Origin of the sequence: Streptomyces thermospinosisporus (assembly GCF_039526425.1) — a bacterium.
Classification (GTDB): Bacteria; Actinomycetota; Actinomycetes; order Streptomycetales; family Streptomycetaceae; genus Streptomyces; species Streptomyces thermocarboxydovorans.
Genome location: NZ_BAAAIZ010000045.1, coordinates 1 through 10,218 on the forward strand (window position 1 = coordinate 1; position 10,218 = coordinate 10,218).

The following is a 10,218-nucleotide window of genomic DNA, read 5'->3' on the forward strand; positions in this document are numbered from 1 at the left end:
CTTCGGCGGCCCGCACGTCCGCTACGTCCTGGACGAGAACCCCATGAGTTTCTGATCAATAGAACCGCTAGTTAGAAGCGTCTGGGTCGGCCAGGACCACCCAGGACTGCTCGCCCTGGCCGATGTCGGCGTGCCGGGCGCCCAGCGCGAGCAGGCGTTCCACCTCCGCCCTCTGGTCCTCCGGCCGGAAGTCCAGATGCAGCCGGTTCTTGCCGCTCTTCCGGTCCGTCACGGGCTCGAAGATGATCCCCGGCAGCCGGTCCGGCTCCGGCCGGATCTCGAACTCGTCCGGATCGTCGTTCACCACGACCCATCCCAGGGCCTCGGCCCACCAGCGCCCCAGGGCCACCGGATCGGCCGCGTCCATCACCACCTGTTCCCACTGCAGCGTCATGACCAGAGCGTAGGGAAGACTGGACGGCGCGTACGGGGCACGAGACCACACGTACGGGACACGAGACCTGGAGGAACCGCATGACGCGCCCGATCACGGCAGGGGTCGACGGAAGCGAGGAGAGCCTCGCCGCGCTGGCGTGGGCGGCGAGGGAGGCGGTCCGCCGCGGGCTGCCGCTGCGGGTGGTGCACGCCTGGCGCTTCCAGAGCCATGACGCGGTGGACGCCGGCGACGCCGCGACCCAGGAGGGATGGGTGCGCGAGTCGGTGGGCGGGGCGGTCCGCCAGGTCCTCGAGCGGCACCCGGACGTCGAGGTGACCACCGACATCCTCCAGGGCGACGCCGTGGAGACCCTGGTGCGCGTCGCCGGTGAGTCGGAGATGCTGGTGCTCGGCTCGCGCGGGCACGGCCGGATCATGGGCTTCCTGGTCGGCTCGGTCGGCCAGCAGGTCGTCGTCGAGGCCACCCGGCCGGTGGTGTTCGTCCGCGCCGGGGACCAGCCGTCCGCCGAGGCCGCCGGGCGCGAGATCGTCGTAGGCCAGCAGGGCGACCCGGAGGACAGCGCCGCCGCGCTGGGTTTCGCCTTCGCCACGGCCGCCGCGCGCGGCGCCACCGTGCGCGCGGTCCGCGCCTGGACCCTGCCGCCGGTCTTCGCCTACAGCCCCGGCTCGCTGCGGCTCATGGACGAGGCCGGGGGCCTGGAGCCGTACGAGCAGAAGGCGCTGGCGGCCGCGCTCGCCCCGTGGCGGGAGCGCTACCCGCAGGTGCGGGTCGTCGAGCACGTGGAGATCGGCAGCGCCGGCCAGGTGCTGCTGTCGGTGGCCGGCACCGCCCAGCTGATGGTCGTCGGGCGCCGCGCCCACCGCACGGCGGTCGGCGCCCGCATCGGCTCGGTGGCCCACGGCGTGCTGCACCACGCCGGCTGCCCGGTGGCCGTCGTGCCGCACAGCTGAGGCCCGCCCTCCGGCGGGCCCGCCTCGGATCGCCCGGCTCAGTCGACCACGGTCTGCAGGGCGTCCCGGCTCTTCGGCAGGATGTTCTTGATGTAGTCCTGCACGGCCGTGTCGAGCCCGATGTCGTGCTGGGCCCGCTCGGAGAGGTACCAGCGGTGCTCCAGGATCTCGTGGTAGATCTCCGCCGGGTCCATTCCGCGGCGCAGCTCCGGCGGGACCGCCCGCACGGTCGGCCGGAACACCTCGCGCACCCAGCGGTGGGCGAGCACCTCCGGCCGGGCGCCCGTCGGATCGCCCGGCGCGTAGTCCTCCTGGGTGACCATCCAGCTCTCCAGGTCGTTCAGCAGCCGCCGCGCCTGGTTCTCCTCGGTGTCCAGGCCGGTCAGCCGCAGCAGCTGGCGCTGATGGTGACCGGCGTCGACCACCTTGGGCACGAAGGTGACCGTGTCGCCGTTGGAGGCGTGCTCGATCTGCATCTCGGCCACGTCGAACCCGAGCTCGTTCAGCCTCCGGATCCGGCGCTCGATGTAGTGGTGCTTGCCCGCCGGGTAGACCGAGGTGCGGGTCAGCTCCTGCCACAGTTCCTGGTAGCGGCGGCAGATCTCGGTGCCGAAGTCGATCGGGTCGACCGAGGGGTGCAGGGCGCCGGAGGCCTCCAGGTCGAGCAGCTCGCCGCTGATGTTGACGCGGGCCAGGTCGAGGTCGTACTCGCGCTGCCCCTGGGTCAGCTCGGGGTGCAGGTCACCGGTCTCGGCGTCCACCAGATAGGCGGCGTACGCACCCGCGTCCCGCCGGAACAGCGTGTTGGACAGCGAGCAGTCGCCCCAGAAGAAACCGGCGAGGTGCAGCCGCACCAGCAGCACCGCGAGCGCGTCCATCAGCCGGTGCATCGTCTCCGGGCGCAGGGTCGTCTCGAACATCGACCGGTACGGCATCGAGCCGCCGAGGTGCCGGGTGATCAGCACGCTCTCCAGCGGTTCGCCGGAGGTGTCGGTGCGGCCGGTGACCACGGCCAGCGGGTCCACCGCCGGGATGCCGAGGCGGTCCAGGTCGCGCAGCAGCTCGTACTCGCGCAGCGCGGGCCGCTCGGCGAGCTCCTTGACCGCGATCACCTCGTCACCGGCACGGGCGTAGCGCACCACGTGCCGGGAGATGCCGCGCGGGAGCGGCACGAGGTACTCCTCGGGCCACTCCTCGAGCGGCAGGTGCCACGGCAGCTCCAACAGGAGCGCGGGATGCTCCGGGTTGGTCGCGTTGATCTGCAGGGCCATGCCTCGAGTGTCCTCGTCTTGCGTGTGATCGTCCTGTTCACCCTATGGGGCAAACGCCCGAGCCGTGCGGGCCGCTTCCCGCACGGGGCCCCGGTGCAGCGGGCCGTGCCCCGGCAGCAGCAGGTCGCCGTCCAGCGCGGCGAGCACGTCCAGGGAGGCGACCGCGGCGGCCGTGTCGTGGTGGAACATGCGCGGCAGCAGCTGCGGCCCCGCCAGCCGCGAGGTCGCATGGGCGCTGGCCAGCGCATCGCCCGACACCACCACCCCGGCCTGCGGCAGGTGGAACGCGCAGTGCCCGTCGGTGTGCCCCGGCGTCGGGACCGGGACGGGCCTGCCCGGCAGGTCCAGCGGGTCCGCCTCCGCGCCCGCCACCGGGAACGCCCGGGGCTCCAGGACGGGCACATGGGCGGTGCCGCCGGAGCGCAGCGCCCGCAGCCCCCAGCGCAGCACGCCCGGACGCCAGGCCTCGAGCGCCACCCGTCCCGCGCTCACCTGATGCAGGAAGTCACGCCGCGCGTGCGGGACTTCGGCCTCGTGGGCGTACACGGGCGTCCCGTAGGTGGCCCGAAAGTACTCGGCGGACCCGATGTGGTCGTTGTGGGCGTGGGTGAGCAGCACGGCGCTCACCGCCTCAGGCGCCGCGCCCACCTGTGCCAGGGAGGCCAGCAGCAGCGCCCGGTCGCCGGGATAGCCGGTGTCGATCAGTGTGACGGCGTCCCCCTCGGTGAGGATCACCCAGTTGGTGTGGGTGCCGTGCACCAGGAACACACCGTCCGCCGCCTGCTGTACGTCCGCTCTCATGCCCGCCTCGCACTCTCGCCGTGCCGCCTGCCGGAGACCAGGGAACCACGCATGCCGAACAGCAGGCGGGTCACCGCGGACCTTCGCACGAGCAACTCGTACACCAGGAGGATGGTCGCGAGCGAAGCGGCCACGATCACCAGGTACTTGACCGCCATCGGCGCCTGCCAGCCGACCACGCCGTAGGCGTACGCGACCACGGCCGGCTGGTGCAGCACGTACAACGGCAGGGCGGCGACCGCCAGATAGCCGAGCAGCGCGGGCCTGCCCGTTGTCCCCCTGTCCGTCGCCGGGGTGTCCGGAGCGGGCCCGTCCGGGGCGGAGCGCTGCCGCCGCCGGTCCAGCAGGCCGAGGATCGCCAGCACCCAGCACCAGCCGGCCGCCCCGAACAGCGCCCGGGTGGCCAGCGCCGGCGGGTCCCACGAGGTGAACGGGTCGTCACCGGCGACGAAACCGGGGGCCGTACCGGCGAACAGCACCAGCCCGAGCACCCCGACGGCGACCGCCGCCCGGCTGGTCGCCTCCCTCACCCGCGGTTCGTCGGCGAGGGCGAACCCGTAGGCGAAGAACAGCAGATACGCCCACCGGTTCCAGCCCGCGAAGCCCTCCTCCATGCCCAGCAGCGCGTTCACGGCGGCCAGCGGCAGTGCGGGCGCCAGCAGCAGCGCCGGACGGCGGCCGAGCACGGGGACCAGCCGCCCGGAGGCGGCCGCCAGCGCGGCGGCGACCGGCGCGAGCAGCAGACAGAAGGCGAGCAGCAGCACGACGAACCACAGATGCCCGGTCTCGAAGTACTCGCCGTCCAGCACGAACGGGAAGTCCGCGAGATCCGGCCGGACGGTCAGGAACCGCCCCCAGAAGCTCGGATACGGCTCGTCGTAGCCGGGGTCGGCGGCCCGCCGGCGCAGCCACTGCGGCAGCGGGCACAGCACCACGGTCGCGAAGACCAGCGGGACGCCCAGCCGCAGCAGCCGCTCCCGGGCGAAGCCACCGGGGCCGCGCCGGCGGATCGAGTGCCGGGCGCCCAGGCCCGCCACCAGGAACAGCATCGGCATCGCCCACACCACGCCGAACCCGGCGAGCACCGTGACGGCCCCGGTGGTCTGCGGATTCTTCACGTAGAAGTCGTCGTCGGGGGAGAACACCAGCGCGGCGTGGAAGAAGACCAGGCCGAGGACGACCAGTGCGCGCAGTACGTCCAGCTCGCCGCGCCGTCCGCCGTATGCTCCCGGTCGCCCGCCGTTTCCTCCCATCGGCCCTCCCGCTTCTGGGTGCGCCCAGTGTGCGCGAGCGGCAGAGGGGAGGACAGGCTTCCGGCAGTGGGGGGCGGGTTCCTTCCGGCAGCGGGGACCGGCTCAGTTCACGCCCCGCGGGCGGAACTGGATGCTGATGCGCGGTCCGGCGGCCCGGGTGCTCTTCGGGACCGAGTGCTCCCAGGTGCGCTGGCAGGAACCGCCCATCACGATCAGATCCCCGTGGCCCAGCGGCCGGCGGACGACGGGGCCGCCACCGGCCGGACGCAGCAGCAGGTCACGGGCCGCGCCCACGGAGAGGATGGCGACCATCGTGTCCTCGCGCGCGCCCCGGCCGATCCGGTCGCCGTGCCAGGCGACGCTGTCCCGGCCGTCCCGGTAGTAGCACAGCCCGGCCGTGGCGAACGGCTCGCCCAGCTCGTCGGCGTAGTGGGCGCTCAGCGCGTCCCGGGCCTCGGCGAGGACGGGATGGGGGAGCGGATCGTCCTCGCGGTAGTACGCGAGCAGGCGGGGGACGTCGACGACCTGGTCGTACATGGTGCGCCGCTCCGCCCGCCAGGGGACCTCGGCGGCCAGGTGCTCGAACAGCGCGTCCGAGCCGCTGAGCCAGCCCGGCAGCACGTCGATCCAGGCGCCGGACCCCAGATGCGTGCGGCGCAGCCCGGCCGGCGGACCGAGCCGGGGCTCGTCGGCCTGGTCGAACAGCGACCCCTGAAGGGCGGCGGGCCGGTGCGTGCTCATGGCACCAGCGTACCTCGTATTCGAAAATGCGTTCTACAGTGAGCCTCCGGGTGCGCCCCACGGGGTGCCGGGTCACGAACCTCGCCACAGACCTCGGAAGCAGAACCTCGCCACGGGCCTCGGAAACAACGGCCTCTCCGGCCCCTTCCGATACACCGGCGTATCGAATACGTTCGCGTATCGAACGGAGGTGGGGCAGTGATGCGGACCGGCGGCACCACGGGGCAGGTCACCAGGCGCCGTGCCCGCACCCGGGCGAACCTCCTGCAGGCCGCCTTCTCCGTCTTCGCGGCCAAGGGCTTCGGGCATGTCTCCATCGAGGAGATCTGCGAGGCCGCCGGATACAGCCGGGGCGCCTTCTACTCCAACTTCTCCAGCCTGGACGAGCTGTTCTTCGCCCTGTACGAGGAGCGGGCCGAGCTGATCGCCCGGCAGGTCTCCGAGGCCCTCGCCCAGGACGGCCCCGACCTGGACGTGCCCGCCGCCGTGGACCGGGTCACCGGCGTGCTGCTGCTCGACCGGGACTGGCTGCTGGTGAAGACGGACTTCCTGGTGCATGCCGCCCGCGACCCGGAGGTCGCCCGCACCCTGCTGGAACACCGGGCCAGACTGCGCGGCGCCATCGCCGAGCGGCTGGCCAGGGCCCGGGGTCACACCCCGCTGCCCGCCGTGCTCGGCGACGCCGGCAGCGCCGCGCACGCCGTGGTCGCCGCGTACGACGGCGTCACCACCCAACTGCTGCTGGACCGGGACGTCGCCGGCGCCCGGGCCTGGCTGAAACAACTGCTGACCGCGCTGCTCACCGAGGGCAGCGCCGAACCGGCCCCGCGCGGGCGTGAGTGAGTAGGGAAGGGGAGGCCATGGACGCCGATGCCGTCGTCGTGGGAGCGGGGCTCGCGGGCCTGGTCGCGGCCCACGAACTGACCAGCAGGGGCCGCAGGGTCGCGCTCGTCGACCAGGAGAACGCCGCCAACCTCGGCGGGCAGGCCTTCTGGTCCTTCGGCGGGCTGTTCCTGGTCGGCTCCCCGGAGCAGCGGCGCCTCGGCATCAAGGACTCCTTCGACCTGGCCTGGAGCGACTGGCAGGGCAGCGCCGGCTTCGACCGGCTGGACGACGAGGACTCCTGGGCGGTGCGCTGGGCCCGCGCCTATGTCGAGTGGGCGGCCGGGGAGAAGCGGCCCTGGCTCGACGGGCACGGCATCACCTTCCTGCCCACCGTCGGCTGGGCCGAGCGCGGCGACCTGCGCGCCGACGGCCACGGCAACAGCGTGCCCCGCTTCCACATCGCCTGGGGCACCGGCACCGGCGTCGTCGAACCGTTCGTCCGGTACGCCAAGCAGGCGGCGAGCGACGGGCTGCTCACCTTCCACCACCGCCACCGCGTCGACGAACTGGTCATGGAGAACGGCGCCGCCCGCGGTGTGCGCGGCACCGTGCTGGCCCCCGACGACTCCCCGCGCGGCGTCGCCTCCAACCGGGACGCGGTCGGCGAGTTCGAGCTGACCGCCCAGGCCGTGATCGTCACCAGCGGCGGCATCGGCGGCAACCACGACATCGTCCGTCGCTACTGGCCCGAACGCCTCGGCACCCCGCCCGCCGAGATGGTCACCGGCGTCCCCGCCTATGTCGACGGGCGGATGCTCGACATCAGCGCCCGCGCCGGGGTGCGCCTGGTCAACCGGGACCGCATGTGGCACTACACCGAGGGCCTGCAGAACTGGGACCCCATCTGGCCCGGCCACGGCATCCGCATCCTGCCCGGCCCCTCCTCGATGTGGTTCGACGCCCTGGGCCGCCGCCTGCCCGAGCCCTGCCTGCCCGGCTACGACACCCTGAGCACCCTCAAGCACCTGCGCACCACCGAGGACATCGCCGGGTACGACCACTCCTGGTTCATCCTCACCCAGAAGATCATCGAGAAGGAGTTCGCCCTGTCGGGCTCCGAGCAGAACCCGGACATCACCGCCAAGGACCGCGCCGGCTTCCTGCGCGAGCGGCTGCTCGGCAAGGGGGCGCCCGGTCCGGTGGACGCCTTCCTGCGCAACGGCGCGGACTTCGTCACCGCGCCCACCCTGGAACAGCTCGTCGACAAGATGAACGCCCTCACCGACAAGCCCCTGCTGGACGCGTCCGTCATCCGGCGCCAGATCGAGGCCCGCGACCTGCAGATGGCCAACCCCTACGCCAAGGACTCCCAGGTGCAGGGCATCCGCAACGCCCGCCGCTACATAGGCGACCGGCTCGGCCGGGTGGCCACCCCGCACCGCATCCTCGACCCCGCGGCCGGCCCCCTGATCGGCGTCAAGCTGCACATCCTCACCCGCAAGACCCTGGGCGGCATCCAGACCGACCTCGACTCCCGCGCCCTCGGCACCGACGGCAGCCCGATTGACGGCCTCTACGCGGCCGGCGAGGTCGCCGGTTTCGGCGGCGGCGGCGTCCACGGCTACAACGCCCTGGAGGGCACCTTCCTCGGCGGCTGCCTGTTCTCCGGCCGCGCCGCGGGCCGGGCGGCGGCACAGCAGACGGCCTGAAGGCGCATCAGGCGGCCCCCGAAGGCGCCCACGGGCGGCTCCTGAAGGCGTGTGCGGGCGGCCCGGAGTCGGTGCGAGCCGCCCGAAGGCGCAGCTGAGTCGGTCGGGGGCACCCCGAGGCGGTGCGGCGGGGCTCAGTCCTCCTCCAGCAACCCGGCGAGCACAGCCGCATGGCTGCGCTCCGGGTCCTTGGCGGCGGTCAGCAGCGTCACGGGCCCCTTGGCGGCCAGCTCACGCACATGCTCGAGCAGCTCGGCCGCCTCGGGGACGTCGAGTTCCGCCTCGTAGCGCTCGCGGAACTCCTCGTACGACCCCTTGCCCGCGTGGTACCAGCGGCGCAGCTCGGCCGACGGGGTCAGCCCCTTGGGCCACTCGTCGATCCGGGCCGCCTCCTTCGCCAGCCCCCGGGGCCACAGGCGGTCGACCAGCACCCGCACCCCGTCGTCCGCCTCGGGCGGCTCGTACACCCGCCGCAACCGCACACTCATCCTCGGCCCCTTCCGGTGAAGTCCGGCCGAGCGGGCGGCCGGTGCTCTCCGCCCGCCCAGCCGGAACCGCGTCGTGCGGCCGTGCGCCGCTTGAGCGCACGGCGTTCCGTCTCGCTCGTGCTGCCCCACACTCCGATGGACTGCCCGGTCTCCAGCGCCCACTCCAGGCACTGTTCCCGCATCGGGCAGCGCCGCCTTCTCTGGGGGTGACCGTGTGGCGCGAGGCGAGTGGAGACCAGTTTGTGCAGCTCAGCGCCGGTATGATCGACAGTATCGTGTGCAACACATGTGGCGCTAGTTGATGTTGGGCGGTCGATCATGACTGATGACTGGCGGAAGGACCGATCGGCAGTGCCGTTCGGGGCGAGAACCCTGCGATGCTCCGGAAGCTGGAGGATTCGCGGTGATCGGGGACGTGCAGTTCCTGCCGGGATACTCGGTGCTCCTGGTGGACGATCCCGCGGTGGAGCGACTGTCGGATCTTCCGAAGAGCAAGCGTCTGGCATTCCTGTCCGACATGGACAAACTGGGCGAGGCCGTCGAACGTGCCTGCGGGCGGCTGGATCCAGCCTTCCGACGGGTCAATCTGTAGATCCTGGGGGAACACCGACCCGGTCGTGCACGCGCATGTGTGGCCGCGGTTTGACGCGGAGTCGGACGATCTTGTGGGTCGGCCGGTGTGGCTGTACCCGCGTGAGCGGTGGACAGACCAGCAGTTTGCGCTCGGTCCGCAGCACGAAGCGGTGCGCGAGGCGATCGGTGAGGAGCTGGACCGCCTCGCCGCCCAACAGCTCATCTCATTTGGCGGGCTCGGTGATGTCCCGGACTGGGAATCGCTGAGCGTCTGGTGCCGGATGAGCTGGGAGAGTCGTTCCAGCTGATGGTGCCGGGGGCGCGACCTGTCCGCAAGGAGGCGGTAGACGGCCATGGTGACCGCGAGGTACTGGCTGCGATCGTGTTCGTGGCCACGCCGAGCTGCACTTGGCAGCAGCTGCCGTCCGTGTCGTTCGGGCCGTCGGGCGTGACGTGGAGTGGTTGAAGGCGAACATGCGCGCCCTGAAAAGGCGGTGCGACCGGCCCGTTAGATTACTTTGTGCCCATGTCGAGCGTCCAGTAGTGGCCCCATGGACCGCCTTGATAATGACCTACGCCAGCCTCCAGGGTTTCACACCTGAGGATGGCGTTGCGGTGTCCCCAGCCAAATCTTTCATCATCTTGCATCCAGAAGCGCACCGCAGCTTCCGGGGTCGTGAACCCTACGGCTACGTTCTCTGCCCGCCAGGCGTGATAACCTGCCTGGTCCATCGGCTCTCCGGAGTCCCAAACTAGTTTTCCACTAGGGTCGCGGTGCATGTTGTCACCGGTATTAACCCACTCCTTCGGTTGGTCTTTCAAGTAGACGGTGTGGGCGCGTGCTATATCCATCAATTCTCCTGAGAGCTCGAAACCTTTTGCGCACGCAGACATGTTTGCACCTGCGGTATTTCCGTGAGGCGGATACTTTTCCGGATGTTTACGTGCCTCGTTGATCAGGTCGAAAAGCTGCTTTTCGTCATCGGGTGCGAACCAGAGCCCGCGCCAGTTGTCGTTGATGCCTGACCAGTCCGACCCCGCGTACCACCATGACGTGTAGACCTGCTTGTCGTTGCCGGTGATGAACAGGTCGATGCTGTTGGGCGACTTGGTGATAGCAGCCACGGGCGCTCCTGCCGGGAAGAATCCGCCGATCGGGCGCCAGTTGTCGTTGATGCCCGACCACTCGTTTCCCTCGTACCACCACGAC

At 71.4% G+C, this 10,218-nt stretch carries 10 protein-coding genes and 2 pseudogenes; 4 read left to right on the forward strand and 8 right to left on the reverse strand.

All coding sequences use genetic code 11. The annotated features are described in order from the left end of the window. Positions 1-67: 67 nt before the first annotated feature. Entirely contained in the window at positions 68-394 is a 327-nt protein-coding gene (locus ABD207_RS16850; protein WP_344013837.1) for a VOC family protein, read from the reverse strand. An 80-nt stretch (positions 395-474) separates the two neighbouring features. Here ABD207_RS16850 and ABD207_RS16855 point away from each other — a divergent pair, with 80 nt between their 5' ends. Next, on the forward strand, positions 475-1,347 hold the full coding sequence (locus ABD207_RS16855) for a universal stress protein (RefSeq protein WP_344013839.1): 873 nt from the start codon (positions 475-477) through the stop codon (positions 1,345-1,347). Between the two features lie 38 nt (positions 1,348-1,385). Here ABD207_RS16855 and ABD207_RS16860 read toward each other — a convergent pair whose 3' ends face one another. The 4 genes from ABD207_RS16860 to ABD207_RS16875 form a co-directional block, all read right to left on the reverse strand. Beyond that, positions 1,386-2,618 (reverse strand): DUF4032 domain-containing protein, encoded by a 1,233-nt coding sequence (locus ABD207_RS16860; protein ID WP_344013841.1) that lies wholly within the window; start codon positions 2,616-2,618, stop codon positions 1,386-1,388. Between the two features lie 42 nt (positions 2,619-2,660). Continuing rightward, entirely contained in the window at positions 2,661-3,419 is a 759-nt protein-coding gene (locus tag ABD207_RS16865; protein ID WP_344013843.1) for an MBL fold metallo-hydrolase, read from the reverse strand. After that, on the reverse strand, positions 3,416-4,672 hold the full coding sequence (locus ABD207_RS16870) for an acyltransferase family protein (protein ID WP_344013846.1): 1,257 nt from the start codon (positions 4,670-4,672) through the stop codon (positions 3,416-3,418). Before ABD207_RS16870 ends, ABD207_RS16865 begins: the two co-directional genes overlap by 4 nt. A gap of 102 nt (positions 4,673-4,774) precedes the next feature. After that, positions 4,775-5,413: an alpha-ketoglutarate-dependent dioxygenase AlkB gene (locus tag ABD207_RS16875; protein ID WP_344013848.1), complete on the reverse strand. Its 639-nt coding sequence runs from the start codon at positions 5,411-5,413 to the stop codon at positions 4,775-4,777. A 201-nt stretch (positions 5,414-5,614) separates the two neighbouring features. Here ABD207_RS16875 and ABD207_RS16880 point away from each other — a divergent pair, with 201 nt between their 5' ends. Continuing rightward, positions 5,615-6,256 (forward strand): TetR/AcrR family transcriptional regulator, encoded by a 642-nt coding sequence (locus ABD207_RS16880; RefSeq protein ID WP_344013850.1) that lies wholly within the window; start codon positions 5,615-5,617, stop codon positions 6,254-6,256. Between the two features lie 17 nt (positions 6,257-6,273). Next, positions 6,274-7,947, forward strand: coding sequence for an FAD-binding dehydrogenase (locus tag ABD207_RS16885; protein WP_344013852.1), 1,674 nt, complete (start codon positions 6,274-6,276; stop codon positions 7,945-7,947). A 134-nt stretch (positions 7,948-8,081) separates the two neighbouring features. On the opposite strand, the gene ABD207_RS16890 is transcribed toward ABD207_RS16885, so the two are convergent. Beyond that, complete coding sequence (locus tag ABD207_RS16890; RefSeq protein ID WP_344013854.1) at positions 8,082-8,435, reverse strand: DUF488 domain-containing protein; 354 nt, start codon at positions 8,433-8,435, stop codon at positions 8,082-8,084. Further along, positions 8,432-8,629, reverse strand: a pseudogene (locus ABD207_RS16895) (WhiB family transcriptional regulator); the annotation flags it as partial. The pseudogene ABD207_RS16895 and the gene ABD207_RS16890, both read right to left, overlap by 4 nt. Before the next feature lie 124 nt (positions 8,630-8,753). Between ABD207_RS16895 and ABD207_RS16900 the strand changes: the two are divergent. Then, positions 8,754-9,214: pseudogene (locus ABD207_RS16900) on the forward strand (HIT family protein); the annotation flags it as partial. 307 nt (positions 9,215-9,521) lie between these two features. Here the strand turns inward: ABD207_RS16900 and ABD207_RS16910 are convergent. Beyond that, the coding region (locus ABD207_RS16910) for a CAP domain-containing protein (RefSeq protein ID WP_344013856.1) at positions 9,522-10,218 on the reverse strand (697 nt) is incomplete at its 5' end.

Coding starts and splice junctions, on each gene's coding strand:
- ABD207_RS16855 (WP_344013839.1), top strand. CDS start 475: ATGACGCGCCCGATCACGGCAGGGGTCGACGGAAGCGAGGAGAGCCTC.
- ABD207_RS16865 (WP_344013843.1), bottom strand. CDS start 3,419: ATGAGAGCGGACGTACAGCAGGCGGCGGACGGTGTGTTCCTGGTGCAC.
- ABD207_RS16870 (WP_344013846.1), bottom strand. CDS start 4,672: ATGGGAGGAAACGGCGGGCGACCGGGAGCATACGGCGGACGGCGCGGC.
- ABD207_RS16850 (WP_344013837.1), bottom strand. CDS start 394: ATGACGCTGCAGTGGGAACAGGTGGTGATGGACGCGGCCGATCCGGTG.
- ABD207_RS16875 (WP_344013848.1), bottom strand. CDS start 5,413: ATGAGCACGCACCGGCCCGCCGCCCTTCAGGGGTCGCTGTTCGACCAG.
- ABD207_RS16890 (WP_344013854.1), bottom strand. CDS start 8,435: ATGAGTGTGCGGTTGCGGCGGGTGTACGAGCCGCCCGAGGCGGACGAC.
- ABD207_RS16880 (WP_344013850.1), top strand. CDS start 5,615: ATGCGGACCGGCGGCACCACGGGGCAGGTCACCAGGCGCCGTGCCCGC.
- ABD207_RS16860 (WP_344013841.1), bottom strand. CDS start 2,618: ATGGCCCTGCAGATCAACGCGACCAACCCGGAGCATCCCGCGCTCCTG.
- ABD207_RS16885 (WP_344013852.1), top strand. CDS start 6,274: ATGGACGCCGATGCCGTCGTCGTGGGAGCGGGGCTCGCGGGCCTGGTC.